General features: G+C 65.2%; 11 protein-coding genes. 6 read left to right on the top strand and 5 right to left on the bottom strand.

From position 1 onward, the window contains the following. Positions 1-32 precede the first annotated feature (32 nt). The 4 genes from ACFWPK_RS15430 to ACFWPK_RS15415 all read left to right on the top strand — a co-directional run bounded on the left by ACFWPK_RS15430 (position 33) and on the right by ACFWPK_RS15415 (position 9,226). Positions 33-548: a YbaB/EbfC family DNA-binding protein gene (locus ACFWPK_RS15430; protein WP_378915878.1), complete on the top strand. Its 516-nt coding sequence runs from the start codon at positions 33-35 to the stop codon at positions 546-548. Between the two features lie 118 nt (positions 549-666). Continuing rightward, on the top strand, positions 667-864 hold the full coding sequence (locus tag ACFWPK_RS15425; RefSeq protein WP_378915876.1) for a hypothetical protein: 198 nt from the start codon (positions 667-669) through the stop codon (positions 862-864). Continuing rightward, a complete protein-coding gene (locus ACFWPK_RS15420; protein ID WP_378915874.1) occupies positions 865-8,118 on the top strand; it encodes a toxin glutamine deamidase domain-containing protein in 7,254 nt (2,417 codons plus the stop codon). It begins immediately after the preceding gene. Between the two features lie 10 nt (positions 8,119-8,128). Beyond that, on the top strand, positions 8,129-9,226 hold the full coding sequence (locus tag ACFWPK_RS15415; protein WP_378915872.1) for a hypothetical protein: 1,098 nt from the start codon (positions 8,129-8,131) through the stop codon (positions 9,224-9,226). Positions 9,227-9,410: 184 nt separating this feature from the next. Here the strand turns inward: ACFWPK_RS15415 and ACFWPK_RS15410 are convergent, their stop codons facing one another. After that, on the bottom strand, positions 9,411-9,584 hold the full coding sequence (locus ACFWPK_RS15410) for a hypothetical protein (protein WP_378915870.1): 174 nt from the start codon (positions 9,582-9,584) through the stop codon (positions 9,411-9,413). On the opposite strand from ACFWPK_RS15410, the gene ACFWPK_RS15405 reads away from it, so the two are divergent. Continuing rightward, positions 9,501-9,815, top strand: a complete 315-nt coding sequence (locus ACFWPK_RS15405; RefSeq protein ID WP_378915914.1) for an ESX secretion-associated protein EspG — start codon at positions 9,501-9,503, stop codon at positions 9,813-9,815. The genes ACFWPK_RS15410 and ACFWPK_RS15405 overlap by 84 nt on opposite strands. Positions 9,816-9,944: 129 nt before the next feature. Here the strand turns inward: ACFWPK_RS15405 and ACFWPK_RS15400 are convergent, their stop codons facing one another. From ACFWPK_RS15400 to ACFWPK_RS15390, 3 genes are all read right to left on the bottom strand, one after another. Next, positions 9,945-10,352: a PIN domain-containing protein gene (locus ACFWPK_RS15400; protein ID WP_378915868.1), complete on the bottom strand. Its 408-nt coding sequence runs from the start codon at positions 10,350-10,352 to the stop codon at positions 9,945-9,947. Next, entirely contained in the window at positions 10,349-10,618 is a 270-nt protein-coding gene (locus ACFWPK_RS15395; RefSeq protein WP_378915865.1) for a hypothetical protein, read from the bottom strand. The genes ACFWPK_RS15400 and ACFWPK_RS15395 overlap by 4 nt, the downstream gene beginning before the upstream one ends. Positions 10,619-10,682: 64 nt before the next feature. After that, positions 10,683-11,084, bottom strand: a complete 402-nt coding sequence (locus ACFWPK_RS15390; protein WP_378915863.1) for a MerR family transcriptional regulator — start codon at positions 11,082-11,084, stop codon at positions 10,683-10,685. Between the two features lie 49 nt (positions 11,085-11,133). Here ACFWPK_RS15390 and ACFWPK_RS15385 point away from each other — a divergent pair, with 49 nt between their 5' ends. Then, the gene (locus tag ACFWPK_RS15385; RefSeq protein ID WP_378915861.1) at positions 11,134-12,012 is read left to right on the top strand and encodes an NAD(P)-dependent oxidoreductase; all 879 of its coding nucleotides are present in this window, start codon (positions 11,134-11,136) and stop codon (positions 12,010-12,012) included. A gap of 12 nt (positions 12,013-12,024) precedes the next feature. Here ACFWPK_RS15385 and ACFWPK_RS15380 read toward each other — a convergent pair whose 3' ends face one another. Continuing rightward, the gene (locus ACFWPK_RS15380) at positions 12,025-16,587 is read right to left on the bottom strand and encodes an amino acid adenylation domain-containing protein (protein ID WP_378915859.1); all 4,563 of its coding nucleotides are present in this window, start codon (positions 16,585-16,587) and stop codon (positions 12,025-12,027) included. Positions 16,588-16,625 lie beyond the last annotated feature (38 nt).

The following is a 16,625-nucleotide window of genomic DNA, read 5'->3' as shown; positions in this document are numbered from 1 at the left end:
ATCGACGTGCATTCCGACAGATCGAGGATCTCATGAACGACGACTGGTCGACGCCGACGCGGGCTTCCAACGATGCGTTGCGCGCGCAGATCGATTCGATGCTGGATACCTATACCGCCGAGAAATCGGCGCTGCTCGATGCTCAGTCCCAGGCCACCCAGCTCGTCACCGTCTGGTCGGCGGACAGCTTGGTCCGCGCCTCCGGCACCATCGCGGGGATCTCGGAGGTCCACATCGAGCCGGATGCCTTCAAACGATCGACCCCGGAATCCCTCGGCCGATCGGTGACCGAGGCGATCGCCCAGGTGGCCGCGCAAGCCGCCCAGACCCAACAGCAAGCGCTCGCCCCACTGGCGGACATGAGCTCGAACATGCCGGACCTGCCCGATCTGATCCCGGGCGCCCCCAGCATGAAAGACCTCGTCGCCCAGCTGACCCCGCCACCGCCACCGGCCCCCGAACCGGTCACGGACGCACGCCACCGCCTCGTCGATGACACCGACGACGACGAGGGCGAATACTTCCGCAACCGTGGATACCTCCGATGAGCTCGCTGAAGGCCGACCCGCAAGCGCTGCGCGGCACCCAGCCGTCGTTCACCTCGGTCGCCGACACGATCACCACCGGCGCCCAGAAGCTGGCGGCGGTGATCGCGGCGGAGGGTGAGTGTGGGGTAACGACGAGATCGGCGAGTCGTTCGCCAAGAACTACACCCCCGGCGTCGAGCCCGGCCAGAAGGCGGTGACCGGCCTGGCGACGGTGATGACCAAGCTGGGCGAGAACATGGTCACCGTCGCCGAAGCGCTGCAGGCCCAGGACACCACACGTGCCGGTGAGATCGACAAGGCCACGGGGTCGCTGTAAATGGGCATCGAGATCCCCGACGAGCTGGCCTGGGTAGCCAAATACATTCTCGGCGCGGGTGATTGGCCAGAAGGCGACGAAACAGCCATGCGCCGGGTCGCCGATGGGTGGACCGCCATGGCGAGCACCCTCGATACCGTCGACGACAATGCCGCACTCGCGCTGAACGCCGCTCTGACAGCGCTGTCGGAAGGCGAAACCCACACCGCCATCACCACTTTCCGCGACAAACTGCTGTCGGGCGACGAAGCGACCTTCGCCGCGGTCCGCAAGTGGTGCGAAAAACAGGCCGAGCTACTCGAAGACGGCGCCAACGACATCGAACACACCAAACTGGTGATCATCGCGACGATGATCATCGCCGCGGTGGAGATCGGTGCGGCGATCGCGACCTCGTGGACAGGTGTCGGCGCCGTAGCCGGTGTGGCCGCCCGGGTGGCCGCCCAAGTGGCGGTGCGCGTAGCGATCAAACAGCTCATCGCCCGCATGCTCACCCGCGGTGCCGCGAAAGCCGCAGCCCGATTGGCCCTGCGTGGCGCCGCATTCGAAGCACTGGAGGAGGGCGGCACCGACCTCGGCGCACGCTTGATCCAGGTAGCGAAGGGCGACCGTTCGGCCGACAAATTCGGCTGGACCGACCTCGGCCTTGCCACCTTCGGCGGCGCGGTCGGCGGCGCGGCGGGCGGGCTACTCGGCGGCGGCACCGGCGCACTAGGCGATGTCGCGTCCTCGACGGCAGGCAAACTCGCAGGCAAGGTCGTCGGCGGCACCGTCACCGAACTGGGCGCCGACCTCTCCGCCCAAGTCGCTACAGCCGGAGTAGGCGCGGCCTTCCTCGGCCGGGAATTCGAACTGGATGTGGGCGTAGACACCTTCACCAGCGCGGGAGCAGGTGGCGTCCAGAGCGCGCTGGAATCCAGCAGTCACGGCGGAAACAGCACGGCCCCCACCGTTCCCGATGTCGGCACCGACGTTCCCGGCGCCACCACGCCCGCGGGGACCGATACCCCCTCCGGTGATCAGAGCCCGAACGGATCCGGCAACAACACCCCGAACGCACCGACGAGTCCGAACAGCGGCGACACCGGCGGGTCGACGAACCCAGCATCCACGGCTCCTACCGGGGACGGTGCGACTCCGCAAGGCGAAAACACCCAAGCACCAGGCGAATCCGCACCCACAAACCCGAATGACAACGGCGCAACTCCGCCCGCTGGTGACTCGGCACCGTCGAACCCGAACAGCAACGGATCCACCGGAACCCCCGACGCCGGGGAAACCTCACCCTCGTCCAACGGATCCCCCTCCGCCGGAGACCCGACGCCGTCCAGCCCGAACGACAACGGGTCCAACCCGACCCCGCCGACCGGCGACACCACACCATCGAACCCGGGCAGCGACACCCCCACCGGAACGCCCCAGACCGGCGACTCGCCGTCGACCCCGAACAGCAGCGCCCCGGCCGAAACACCATCGACCGGCGACACCTCGCCCTCGGACAATCCCGCGAACACATCGCCCACCGGCGAGACCACACCCAACCCGACCGGCTTATCACTGCACCTCCCGAACCAGGATTCGTCGCCCCAGCCGAACGCCCCCACCGACAACAGCCCGAATACCACTACCGGACAACAGAACCCGACTCCGAGCGACAACGGGCAATCGAACACCACACCGGCGAATCCTCAACCCACACCCGCACCGACAGCACCCACCGCCCCGACCACCACACCCGACTCGACCACCCAACAACCGACCACATCACCCCCCGCTGCAACCACTACCCAGGAGTCGACCCCTCAGCAATCGCCGACCTCGACTCCCGCCGCAACAACCACTTCGCCGACCCCCACCACCACACCGACGAACAACCCCACCCACTCCGACACAACCCGTCCGTCCTCCACGGACACATCGACAGCGACCGCCACCACAACCACGGCTCCCCCAACTCAAACCGCGAACGCCACAACAACACCCACCACGTCAACCCCGCCTCCCACCGCCACACCGACATCCACGCCGGCACCCCCGATCAACCAAACCCCGACGTCAGCACCGTCATCCGTCAGACCGGCGACATCAGCTCCGGCAGCCACCGGATCCCCGAACATCCCGCACTCGGCCTCATCGACGACACCGTCACCTGCCGGGCCCTCGAGCACCCCCGCAACTACTCCGAACCAAGCCAGTGCACCGGCAACCATCCCGCCATCGTCATCGCCGCCTCAACAGCAGCCTCTCGGCACCAGTCCCACTGCGCCGAACTCACCGAACACCCATCAACTATTCGGTCCCAACCCCACACCGACCAGCAGTCCCAACACACCGAACACCACCAACCAGCCGCCGCGAAATCAAGCTCGCGAACTTCGGGAATCGCTGCGCAATCTGCCATCTCAGGACGGCCGCACCACCGCGGTCGACGCCAATCGGAGCCCATTCGTCCAGCGTCCACCGGCCTACCGAATCCGCCGCTTCCACCTCGGTGGCAACCAATGGGTTGCCGTCGCCACGATCCGCGCCCACATCCCTGACGCCCACTCGATGTCGCCCAGCGAACTGCGCCAAGCGGTGGAGAGCATCCAGGCAACCGTCGACGCGACGTTCAACAACGGCAGTCGTCTGCTCAGCGGTGACCAATTCCTGGTCGACGTGGAATTCACCACCGATCCGGCGACCGCCGACACAACCCTGGCTCCCGATCAGCCATCCAGCACCGCCAACGCGCTCCGCGATCACATGGGCTTGTTCCCCGCCGCGCCCGGCCAGACCCTGAGTCCGAACGATCTTCGCGAGATCAGCAACGACATCGCCCGCGCGAATACACCTGCGCGTTTCAGCGACCCCGCCGATTCCAGGGTGATCGATCATCGCGAACTCGCCGATGTCGAGGATCCCGCGCATCAGGCTCGGGTCGAAGACTCCCTCCGCGCGGGTAACAGCTTTATCCAGGGCGCAGACCCACGTACCCACCCGTACGGGCAATTGACCAACGATGGCGGACGCACCGTTCCCGGCCGCGGCAACAACTGCCTCGACTGCTCGCTGTCTGCCTTGTCATCGTTCTACGGCCTTCCTCGAGTGTCCGCACCCCGGTGGCCCGACCAATTGCCGAATGGTCAGCCGGACAACGTGTCAGGAGAGTGGAACGGACGCAACCGTGCCGCAGCATGCCTGGGCGCGAACTGGGCGTCGTATTCTGGAATGCCGATTCCGGACCAATACCAGGCCTTGCACAACTACATCGCCGGCCTCGGCCCTGGTTCTGCGGCAATGGTCGGAACCAGGTGGCATGCGCGTGATCAGAACGGCAACAAGCTCTACAACAACGACGGCTCACCGGTGTTCCGCGGCGGTCACGCCACAGTGATCGTCTTCCCACCGGGAGCAACAGGCCCGGTGTGGTGGGATCCGCAGTCCGGGCAGACATTCGACGCTCCACCGGCATACCTGACCAACGACTCGGCGGCGTTGGAGTGCATACCCATCGACGCAAACGGAGGATCGCCCCATGGCGGAACCAGTACCCACCAGGGAACAGGCCAGACATTTGCTGGCCCAAGTGTTCGGTCCGAGCCAGGAGTACAGCATCCTGGAGGGCAAACACGGCTGGATATGTCAGCCGATGCTGTCGCCGGAGGAGGACGCCCAGCGGGGAATGGGCTTGGGGAACTACGTGATCAACAAACTTACGGGGGTGATCACGGCGCACTCGAGCATGGCGATGCCGGTGATCGCGGAGGAATTCGACGCGGCGACGGAAGCGGGCCTACCGCCCCAGGGCTACCAGGTGTATCCGAAACAGCGCCGAATTCACCTGACACGCAGGTTCGAGGACCAGAACACGATCGTGTACCGAGTACACCTGACCTTCTTGGAGAGCCCGGACGATCCGGGGATAACCCAGGAAGTCGAGATCACCAAGAATCCGATCCGTCACCGGCCGACCGACCGAGTGTCAGCGGTCGCGACGTCGTGGGCGTACGAACAGAGCCGGAACACGGGGACATGGCCCGCGGAGGGGACGATCGAGCAGTAGGCGATCGACCGAGCGACTCCACGGCGCCGACGTCGCAGTCATCAGTCAACCAGGCCCAGACTTCGCCACCTGCGCCAACCAACACACCGCCGTCGACCCCTGGGACATCACCGGTTCCCGCCGACAGCACAACACCCGCTTCTCACCAGTCGTCCACTCCGACACAATCAACCCCGACCCCGCAGCAGGTAGACAACGCCAACCAGGCACGCACAGCCCGCGAGAACCTGCGTTCGCAGCACCCTGACGGAGGAGTGCGCCCGGTCACCAACCCACAAGGTGGCCGCGAGGGCAGCGTGGAGTCAGCAGCGCAACGGCACGTGGCCGACAATGGAGACATTCGAGGTGTAGGAATAACGAGCGTCCCGGACACCAACCCGTCGACCTCATCTCCCACAACTTCCACACCACCGTCGACCCCACCATCTGCGCCAGCAGGCCCGTCGAGCCTCCCGGCACCCCCTCCGAGCCCAGACACCACACCGACGCCGCAGTCACCTTCTACATCGCTCACGCCGGAGTCAACTGCACCTTCACCTGCCGGTGGATCACCGTATATCGAGGCTGGTGGCGCCAGGCGACCTCGCAATGCCTACGACACCGAGGCGCAGGATGCCTGGGCCAACAACGCTTACGACCACATCCGCAGTACCGATGCCGACCTCGACGGTATGGTCGCCGGACTCGCTGATGTGCCAAGGCATGACGGCTCGGTGGGATTCGGCAGGGCCGAACTCGAGCGCATCAAAAACCACCTCTTCAGGGAAGAGCACCCGCTATCGATCACCGACGATGACGGTAAGGACATCGGGATCGAATATCGACGATACGACGCATATGCCGATATCGCCGAAGCTTGGATGCGGATGTCCCTCGGCCGAGCAACCCCCGACGACATCGTCCTGCTAGAGCATGAGCTGGCCGAAGCGCAATATTATGAAAGCCATCCCGGGGCGCCGTATCAGGAAGCTCACCAGTTCGCCAATCTGAGCTTCAACTGGGAAGCGATGCAGCACTCTCATACTGGCGAGAACATCGATGAATGGAGTTCAGTCTATGGCAATGTATCTGGTGTTCCGGCTGGAGTCGGAGACCGACCAGGAAGTGACGTACCGGTTCGGCGGGGCGGATCACAATCTCAATCGGTCCCTGACAATCAACAAGGCGGACTACTCGGTGAAGGTCGCGGACGGGAAGGAGGACGCGATGGCAGTGAGAACAGCAGGCACCGCGATGACTCGTCACCGTCAGGACGGAGTCTGGATCAAGGCGGGCAACTTCCAAGCCTGAACAACCCCCCGCCGCGCCAATCCGGCGGTCACAACAGCGCCGGAAATCAACCGCCGAACTCACCGCCGAACGCCGCTGGCCCCTCGCCGGACTCGGCGCCGCCTCAACGTCCAGCTGTTCCGGCTGCTGCTGACAGCACAGCCGTTACCCCGGTACAACAGGGCCCGATTGCGGCGCCGCCGCGCACACAACAAACCGCAGTTCCCCAACCGGCGGACAGGCGTTCCCACGAAGTCCACCGGGCTGACATCGCCGCGTCTATCGAGGACCCGAGTCCACCACGAACCCCGCCGACCAGTGATTCGAATAACCCGTCGTCCGCGCCGCGCTCGCCACAAGACCTCGAGAACGCCGCGAGGTCCAGGAGCGCGCGCGAACGGATCCGCGCCAGCGCCACTACGGGGAACGGATCTACTCAAATCAGAAATCAGAACAGTGGCAGGTCATTTCAAGTCCGCCGCGTACCTGACTTCTTCGGACAACCACTAACTCTCCTCCGTATCGCCGTTCACTTCAGCGGAAGCGCGTCGCTGAACCCACACACCATCAGAGAACTGAGCGAACGCGCTCAGTTGGCAACGGACCTCGCCTTCAACGGCGGCCACCAGTTCATCAACGGTGAGTGGGTCATGGTCGACCTCGTCCCGGTCGACAATCCGGCTGACGCCGACATGCAGGTGCGGGTGGACGACTCCGGGGCGCCCGGGACCACTCATCCGGACGCAGACATACCCGCCATTACCTCACGGTTGCGTGAGCAGCTCGGCCTTGAACCGACCACTGACACTCTGTCAGCCAGCGATCTTCGGCAGGTCAGCAGCGACATTGATCGGGCTGCCTTTGCCGCTTCGACTGCCCCACCGTGGCAGGCCAATTCGTTTGTCAGCAATACGGATTTCGCAACGAACAGCCGAAGCGCACCCCCGGTAGCTTCATTGCCGAACAACAGTGGACGGCCCCCTCATCGACCCGACTTCCGCGCGCCAGAATCGAATACGCCCACGCGGCCGAACACGCCACCGGCGCCATCTTTCACAAGCCCGACCAGCGCCCCGTTCAGTACAGCAGCGCCACATTCCGAGTCGCAACCACCGCGGGATTATCAGTCATGGGGCGCACCTAATCCCAACCACAGACCGTCCCGATCCAGCGGCCCGCGACCGTCTTGGCGCAGACTACTCGGATTACCTTCGCGTGCCCCTGCTGTAAACACACCCGCTTCCGCTCCATCCAGGAACACACCCGTTCCACCTCCACACCGACCGTCCGCGCTTCCTACAACGACCCCTGCTGTAAACACACCCGCCCCCGCTCCATCCAGGAACACACCCGCTCCAACTCCACACCGACCGCCCGCCATTCCTACAACGCCCGACAACAGTCGACAAGAACGAGCCGAGGATGAATTCGGAGCGACGGCGTACCGCGCAGGACCTCCGTTCCAAACGCAAGACATGCATCATCAATATGTTGGCGAACATCTTCCCGGAAATACGGTGTGGGAAACTCCGCCCTCGAACGTTGAGTATCTCGACGAGCAAGCGCGTCGTCCGTTCCGCATCGAGATTCGAGATGGGATCCTATACAACTCGAACGGCCAACGGTTCGACACCACTGTAGGTCGTTCATCATGGGGCATCTCCGGGCGCGCAATCTTCGTGATGGATCAGAATGGCAATCTCTACGCCGCGCTGGAACATGCCCCTGGCCGATTCAATCATTCAAGTTTCCTAGCCGGCTCACCCGTAGCCGCTGCCGGCGAACTTGTTGTAATCAATGGGGTGATACAGACGCTCAGCGACTCGAGTGGACATTACCGACCAGAACGGGGTCATACATTGCAGGCCATCGACCATATCCGCAGGCTGGGGATCCAGCTCACCACCGACCAAATCCGGCTCGAAGCATCGCGGCACTGAAGGGATTCTGATGGATTATTGGAATGGAATAGTTCAGAGAATCTTCTATCGAATTCAGTTCGAACCAGATTTGAATGAGGAATTAGCATCACGTATTGCCAATGCATTGTTGGTCGAACCGATCGAAACCCTGACCGCAGCCGAGGAATACACCGCCCTGGCCGACGGCCTTCGCCGGCAGGCGCCGTTGCCAAGCCTTGTTCCGATGCGCCAACCACCAACTGAGTTACGCAACTTCCTACTGCGAGTCGTCGAAGGCATGGACTCGATGCGACCGTGGCCGACACCCCCGTACGTTGAATTGCCAGTCGATGACCTGTCCAATTTTCAAAACTTCCGACCCATTGCCCGACTTGCACTGTCGGTCAATGAGGTCGAAGGTAGGATTTCTCGGATATTCAATCGCGATAGTGAGGATGGCCCGTTCTTACTGCTGCGCCTTAATTCTGGCGCCACTGTCGGATTCTTCTCGCCCTACTGGGAAGGAAGCGACGACGTCCTGGTCGCAAGTGGAAGCGCGGACCGCGACCCCGTGGAAGTTCTCCGAGAGCTGACCGACACCGATCGATTGGAACCGGAGATAATTTTCCATATCGACAGCAATGATGCACCGCCTTCGCCGCTTTCAACCCGCTACGAGACGACACCAATTCTGCCGCCATTCCGGGGAGAGCATCTCGCAGGAAATGATGTCTGGGAAGGAAAGCAGGTTGAATATCTCGACGACAACAAGCGCAGAGATTTTCGACTATTCGGCTACAATGGCTTGCTGCACAACAGCAAGGGCGACTTGTTCGACACCGCCTCAGCGCAAACTTTGTGGACCCCCCAGGGCGGTCGAGCAATCTTTGCAATGGACAAGGACGGCTATCTGTACTCGGCGCCATACCATATCATCGGCGAATTCCATCATTCGAGCTTCTTGGCCGGCGAGCCCGTCGCCGGCGCAGGCGAAATTGCAGCTAGCCAGGGAAAGATCGTGCTGATCAGCGATCACAGCACCCACTACCAGCCGGCACGAAAATACACCCGGCAGGTAGTCGATAGTTTACGCCGACAAGGTGTCGCTGTCGCCGACAATCAAATCGAGTACCACTACGCAGACTAAGCAGAAGTGGCACGGTGGGCCCGCCGATCCGCTCGGACAGGGCGACTTTCGTGGATTTCAACGAACTCGGATGATGCTGCGGGAATTCGGTGGTGCTCCAGCCGTCGCCATGCTGGTCGACCAGCGGATCACGGTGAGGGCCGCGATGACGATATCTGTGAGGTGGAGCGAGTTGGTGCGTTGCTCACGCGGCGGCATAAAGGACCTCGGCGTCGGCGAGGATGTCATCGCGAATCGACGGCGGATAGTTGCGTAGGGTCGGGTTGGGCGCAGGCTGGAGAGCGACCTCGACACCGCCACCTACGCGCGGCACCCCACGCGCCTGTCCCCCGTCGAACAGACGCAACGATTCTTCCACCGCCCCCGCACCAGTACCGGCGAAATCACCGTCTACCCCGGCTACCAGGTGGACTCGCGCCCCACCACCGACGGCAAACCCTTTCTCTGGCTGGACTATCCGAACGACGGCCGCTACCTCATCCAGCACCGCGACGCCGACAACTTCACCGTCATCCCCGGCCCACCCACCGAACTCCAGCACCGCCTGTCCAAGCACATCGCGATGTTCACCGAACGAAGGCGCGGATAACATCGGCCAGAAACAGGTATCAGCGGTGTTACTAACATCAGCGATACCGAGTTCTGAGCCGCATCGGCGCGACACCGAGGGCGACGTCGGCACTCGCGCTACCTGCGCAGGCCATCGTCGCGATGATCGCTATACGTCGACGATCAGGACGCGATCTCCGCAGAGTCGCTCCCAATCATCACGGTCGGATGTGAGAACGACTGGCGGTCCAGGGCTGCGCAGCGCCATCGCCGCCACCAGCGAGTCGATCGCGTATTTGTGTCCGTGTAAACCGCCTGCCTCACGCAGCAGACGCACCGCATCGAGCGAATCAGCCTGGGTTACCTCCTCGACTCGCAGCCGCGAAAGCAACCAGCTCAGCCTGCCCATGTCCGTCTTTCCATGAACGGCTTCGACGATAGTCAGCACCGATACCCGTACAGGAATGCTGTTCCGCCTGGCTGCTTCGATGCGAGCGGTGAGCGGTCTGTCATGCCGCAGCAACAGCGACAGAGCCTCGGAATCCAGGACTACCGACCGAACATTCCGTTCCGTCACGCGGCTCCCTGTTCGGAGCCCTTGGCGCCGTGTCCGAAAAGCTCCTCAGCTGCGGCTTGCACCTCCGCATCGGTGAGCGGCTCGTGGCTCGACTCGAAGTCCGAGACGATCTCCCCGAGCCCGTCCATCTCGAGTTGGTGCCGCACCGCTTCGGCGACATACGCCGAGAGGCCGCGCTTGCCCGTCCGGTCGCGGACCGCGGACAGGAGATCCGATGGCATCGACACCGAGACGTTGGTGGTGGCGCCGGGACGAGCGGTAGTCATAGCCAAATTGTACTACATGAACTATTACACCTCGACCCGCCTCGACGGTGTCGCCATAAATTGTTCAGGCTGGAACTGGTTCGGTTCCGTCGAAGGGTGGGTAGGTGTCGCTGGTTGTGCGTTCGGCGGCGGCGATGTAGACGGTGAGTGCTTCTCGGGATCGGGTGAGGCGGTCGATTTGGTCGTCGAGGCGGTGGAGGCGGGTTCGCATGGCGGAGAGCAGTTCTGGGCAGGCGGGCAGGGTGGGGGTTTCGCCTTCCGCGCAGGGTAGGAGGTAGGCGATGTCGTCGGAGGACAGGCCTGCGCCGAGTAGGTGGCGGATCTGTTGCACGCGGAGCAGGGCGGTTTCGTCGTATTCGCGGTAGCCGTTGGGGCTGCGGTCAGCGGCCATCAGGCCCTGGGCCTCGTAGTAGCGCAGTTGGTGGGCGTTGACGCCCGTGCGGGTACTCAGTTCACCGATTCGCATCGCAACCTCACTTGACCTTCATACCGGTATCAACGTTGATGATGCTGCCATGAACAACGCAACCGAAACATCTGTGACCGTCATCGGGCTCGGGCTCATGGGTCAGTCGCTCGCCGGCGCGTTTCTCGCCGCCGGACATCCCACCACCGTATGGAATCGGACGTCTACCAAGGCCGACCGGCTGATCGCCGAGGGTGCGCGGCTCGCGCCGACCATCGGTGACGCGCTGCGGGCAGGCTCGATCACCATCATCTGCGTCACCGACTACCCGGCCGTGCGTGAACTGTTCGGCACCAACGATGTCGAGGGCACGACCTTGCTCAACCTGACTTCGGGCGACTCGGCGCAGGCCCGCGAGACCGCCCGCTGGTTCGCGCAGCGCGGCGCCAACTACCTGAACGGCGCGATCATGGCCATCCCCCAGGCGATCGGAACCCCCGACGCGGTGATTCTGCACAGCGGTCCACAGGCGTACTCCGGCGCCCACCGGTCAACGCTCGAGGCGCTGGGCACCGTCACCTATCTCGGCGCCGACCACGGCCTCGCCTCCCTGTACGACGTGGCGGGCCTGACCATGATGTGGAGCATCCTCAACGCCTGGCTCCAGGGCACCGCGATGCTCAGAACCGCCGGTGTCGACGCCGCGACGTTCGCCCCGTTCGCGCAGCTGATGGCGACCGGAGTGGCCACTTGGCTGCCCGGTTATGCCGAGCAGATCGACAGCGGATCGTTCCCCGCCGAGGTGGCGGCCCTGGAGACCGACGCGCGAACGATGGCCCACCTGATCGAGGAGTGCGAGGCGCTCGGCGTCAACGCCGAACTCCCGAAGCTGATGAAGGCGATGGCGGACCGGTCGATCGCCGCGGGGCACGGCGGGGAGCAGTATCCCGTGCTGATCGAAGAGTTCGCCAAGCCACACCATGGCTGACAACACCGCGCGCTAGCGGTCGAGCACCTCGGCGAGGGTGGTGATCGCCAGCTCCCAGAGTTCGGCGAAGCGGGCAGCCTGGGCTTCCGTGAAGAGAGCGGTGCTCCAGCGGAAGTTCGTGGTGAGGGCGGAGCCTTCGGGAGTGGCGCCGATGCCCGCGATGACGTCTACCGCGTAGCGCAGGGGAAGGTCTGGTTCCGGGTCGAGTGGGAGCGCGGTGTCGTGTTCGCCGACGAGCAGCGACCAGGGGTCGGTCTCGTTGCCGCTCAGGTCGATTCGGCCGAGGTAGTTGAATTCGACCTGCGGTTCGGCGGCGGTGCGGAGTTCCTCGGCACGGTTGACGTAGCGGAGGAGACCGTAATCGAGTCCCTGGTTAGGGATTTCGCGCAGGTGGGTCGCGACCGAATCGACCAGGGTTCGGGCGGCAGCCGGGTCCGATTGTGCGCGTGAGACATCCACCGCGTTGTCGCCGACGCCGAGGCGGACGGGGAAGACGCTGGTGAACCAGCCGAGGGTGTTGGCCGTGTCGGTGCCGAGGGTGGTGTCGGCGCGGCCATGGCCTTCCATGGCGATCAATGCGCCTGCGGCCGGGTCGTTTCCGTTCTCGGCGTGGAGCGAGGCCATGGTCATGGTGAGGGCGGTGAGAAGGAATTCGCGGACGCCCTCGTCCTTGCCGACGCGGTTGAGGAGACGCTCGGTGACCGCGACCGGAGTCGCTACCGTGCTCACGCGCAGGCTGGACCAGGTGTCGGTGGCCGGTGCGGGGTGCCGGGAGCCGAGTGCGGCGTCGGGCTCGCGGACCTGTGTGGTCCAGTAGTCGCGCTGGGCAAGGGCTTCCGGCTCGGACGCGCGCTGCCACATGGCCTCGGACCACTGCCGGTACGAGGTGAACTCGGGCAGCATCTTCGGCGTCACGCCCGCTTGGATCTGCTGCCAGGCGGCGGCCAGCGCGTCGAGCATGATGTGCCAGGACACGACGTCGACCGCGAGGTGGTGCACGCTGAGCAGCAGGATGTCACGATCCGCGAACCACACGGCCCGCACCATGTCACCGCCGCGCGGGTCGATCGCGTCATTGGCGATCCGCGCGTATTCCGTGATGGCCGTGTCGAGTTCGGCGCCGCTGAGGCCTCGCGGCGCTTCGATGACGACGTCGGCGGCGTTCGCGGCACCGGGCGCGCGCGTGAGCATGCGCGGGCCGTCCGGCGTATCGGTGAGCACCGCACGCAGGGTGTCGTGCCCGTCGAGCAGTGCTTGCAGCGTGGCTTCCAGTGCGGCCCGGTCGATTCCGGCGGGCAGGCGAAGCAGCGCGGCCTGGGTGAAGCGGCGGTAGTTGCCGTATTCGTACATCCAGGAGACCACCGGCAGCGGCGGGATCACACCGTAGGCGTCGGCGCCGGATTGCGCGGCGGCGGCCGGTGCGTCATCGACGGCGGCGGCGAGTTCACGAATAGTCGGGCAGGCCAGCACCATTCGTGGATTGAGAGCGAGGCCGCGGCGGCGGGCCTTGTTGACGAGCGAGATCGCGACGATGCTGTCGACGCCGAGTTCGTAGAAGTCGGCGTCGATACCGGGTGCGCGACCGTCGAAGAGTTCGGCGAAGAGCTCGCTGAGCGCGATCTCCGTGGGTGTCACGGCGGCCGCGTTGTTGTCGGCGGCCGACAGCGACTGCTCGGCGAGCTCGTTCAGCGCGTGGCTGTCGAGCTTGCCGTTGACGTTCACCGGCAGCTGCTCCATCACGACGATGCGCGCGGGAATCATGTACGCGGGCAAGCGTTGTGCGAGGTCGGCGCGCACCCGGCTGACGATCACCGCGCGACCGGCCTTGCCGACGACGAAGCCGACCAGCGACGCACCACCCGCACGGCGCACCACAGTCACCGCGGCGGTGTCGATATCGGCGGAGCGCCGCAGCGCGGTCTCGATCTCGCCGACCTCGATGCGATAGCCGCGCACCTTCACCTGGGCGTCGGCGCGGCCGAGGTAGCCGAAACGGCCACCGGGAAGCCTGCGCACGAGGTCACCGGTGCGGTACATGCGCTCGCCGGGGCGCGTCGGGTCGGCGACGAAACGGTCCGCCGTGATGGCCGGTTTGCCGAGGTAGCCGCGCGCGAGCTGCACGCCGGACAGGTAGAGCTCGCCGACGATGCCGCGCGGGACCGGTCGCAGCCGGGAGTCGAGCACGTAGCCGACCATGCCGCCGTTGGCGGTGCCGATCGTCGGGATTTCCGAGGTGGCGACGGGTGCGACCACGGCTTCGACGGTCGTCTCGGTGGGGCCGTAGCAGTTGTACACAGCCGTCCCCGGCAGGGCGCGCAGTCGCGCCCACAGCGCGGTGTCGATGGCCTCGCCGCCGAGAGCGAGCACCGGCAGTGCGCGGTCGAGCAGGCCCGCTGCCGCCAGCTGCGCGAGCATCGACGGGGTGGTGTCGATCATGTCGATGTCGAATTCGGCCATCCCGGAGACGATTCGGTGCGCGTCGCGCATCTCCTCGGCATCGAACAGGTGCAGGGCCTGGCCGGCGAAGAAGCCGACCATCGGCTGCCAGGAAGCATCGAAGCCGAGCGACCAGGCGTGCGCGATCCGCAGGGGGCGGCCGAGCTCGGCCATCGCCGGGCGGTAGAAGCGCTCCAGGTGATCGGCGAAATATCCCGCCAGCGCGGCGTTCGTGCCGACGACGCCCTTGGGTTCGCCGGTCGAACCGGAGGTGAAGATGATGTAGGCGCTGTGGTCGAGTTCGCGGTGGACCGCGGGTGCCTGCGCGGGGCGGGCGGCGATCCGGTCTACGACAGCGGGAGCGTCCAGCGTCAGCATCTGGACAGGCGTCACGATGTCGCCGTCCACAGACAGTGCGTCGAGGTTCGTACCGTCGAGCAGTGCGCGGTCCTCGCTGAGGACCACGGCCAGCGTCGGGTTGGATTGGCGCAGAATCGACTCGATACGGCTCGCGGGCAGCGAGATGTCCACCGGCACGTAGGCGGCGCCCGCGGCGAACGTCGCCAGAATGGCGATGATCGACCGAGTGCCACGCGGAAGCATCAGGGCGACGACAGTTTCCGGGCCGACGCCGTGGGCGACGAACTCACCCGCCATCCGGCAAGCCTCGTCGTGCAGCGCCCGGTAGGTGAAGACCTCGCCCTTGGTTGTGGTGAGCGCGATCGCGTCCGGTGCCGCCGCGGCCTGCTGCTCGAACAGTTCCCATGGCGTCGCCGTCGGCGCGGCCGCGATATCCGTTGCGGCGCTCTGGAGTTCGGCGTGCTCGGCCTCGGTGAGCAGGTCGATCGCCTCGGTGGTCGCGGTGGCGTCGAGGGTCGGCAGGGTGCGCAGGACGGTCAGCATGCGCGCGCCGAGGTCGGCGGGGTCGAGGTGACCGAGGAGGGCGGGAATCGCTTCGACCAGGACGAGGAGTTCGCCGTCGCTCAGGTGGGAGACCACCGTGAGCGGGTAGTGGGCGAGGCTTTCCATCTCGATCGGACGGAACCGGGCGCCGTCGGGGGCGGTGACCGTCTGGATGGCGTCGTCGATGGGGGCGTTCTCGAAGACGAACAGGGTGTCGAACAGGGCACCATGGCCCGCCGCGCGCTGCAGCGTCGAAAGGCTGAGGTAGCCGATATCACGCATGGTGGCCGAATCACGTTGCAGACGTGCGCATTGCGCGACGACCGGTTCGGCGGAATCGAGGCGGTGCACGACGGGGACGGTGTTGATGAACAGCCCGACCATGCCTTCGACGCCCGTGAGCTTCTCGGGGCGGCCGGAGATGGTGGTGCCGTAGACGACATCGCGGCGGTCGGCGACGCGGCCGAGCAGCAGCGTCCAGGCGAACTGGACAGCGGTGTTCAGCGTCATCCCGTTGGTGCGCGCCCACTGCTGTAGTTGCGCGGTCTCGGAGGTGGACAACCGGAGTCGCGTGGTCTGCGGAACGGCGGAGCCGCGCTCGCCGGTGCCGTCGGCCAGCACCAGCGGTGCGCTCACCTGCTGCAGGTACTCGGCCCAGCGGCGGGCCGCGGCGTCGTGGTCCTGGGCACCGAGCCAGCCGATGTAGTCACGGTAGGGACGAGGCGCAGGCAGCCCGTCGAGGGTGCCGCCCGCCCGGTAGACGGCGAGCAGTTCGGTGAAGAACACCGCGACCGCCCAGCCGTCCATGAGGATGTGATGGGCGGTCAGGATCATCCGCCTGCGCGGCTCGGGCGCATCGGTGACGTCGAGCAGCAGCACCCGCAGCGCGGGACCGCGACTCAGCGCGAACGGGACGCGGCGCTCGGATTCGGCGATCGAGTCGAATTCCGTGGAGAGCGCGTCCCGTTCGACCCACGGCAGTTCCGCGCGCGACGGGATGATCTGCACCGGCTTGGGCACATCGGTGTCCCAGAACGCGGCACGCAGGTTCGGATGACGGTCCAGCATGGCCTGCGCACTGCGGTGGAGCAGGTCGGTGTCGAGCGGGCCGTCGATATCGACCACGAATTGCATCGTGTACAGGTCGATCTCGGTGCCCGTCAGCCGGGACAGGGAGAACAGCCCCTCCTGCAGCGGGCTCAGCGCGAGTACGTCTTCGATCTGCGGCGCACTCATGCTGCGTCCCGTCCTAACTGCTCGTTCATACCGACGTT

This window comes from Nocardia sp. NPDC058519 (assembly GCF_042719755.1).
Classification (GTDB): Bacteria; Actinomycetota; Actinomycetes; order Mycobacteriales; family Mycobacteriaceae; genus Nocardia.
Note: the sequence above shows the minus strand (reverse complement) of the source record. Positions and strands in the feature narration are given on the sequence as shown.

Bases quoted from the DNA above. Each gene is read 5' to 3' on its own strand.
- ACFWPK_RS15390 (WP_378915863.1), bottom strand. From the start codon at position 11,084: ATGCGAATCGGTGAACTGAGTACCCGCACGGGCGTCAACGCCCACCAA.
- ACFWPK_RS15415 (WP_378915872.1), top strand. From the start codon at position 8,129: ATGGATTATTGGAATGGAATAGTTCAGAGAATCTTCTATCGAATTCAG.
- ACFWPK_RS15420 (WP_378915874.1), top strand. From the start codon at position 865: ATGGGCATCGAGATCCCCGACGAGCTGGCCTGGGTAGCCAAATACATT.
- ACFWPK_RS15380 (WP_378915859.1), bottom strand. From the start codon at position 16,587: ATGAGTGCGCCGCAGATCGAAGACGTACTCGCGCTGAGCCCGCTGCAG.
- ACFWPK_RS15385 (WP_378915861.1), top strand. From the start codon at position 11,134: ATGAACAACGCAACCGAAACATCTGTGACCGTCATCGGGCTCGGGCTC.
- ACFWPK_RS15430 (WP_378915878.1), top strand. From the start codon at position 33: ATGAACGACGACTGGTCGACGCCGACGCGGGCTTCCAACGATGCGTTG.
- ACFWPK_RS15395 (WP_378915865.1), bottom strand. From the start codon at position 10,618: ATGACTACCGCTCGTCCCGGCGCCACCACCAACGTCTCGGTGTCGATG.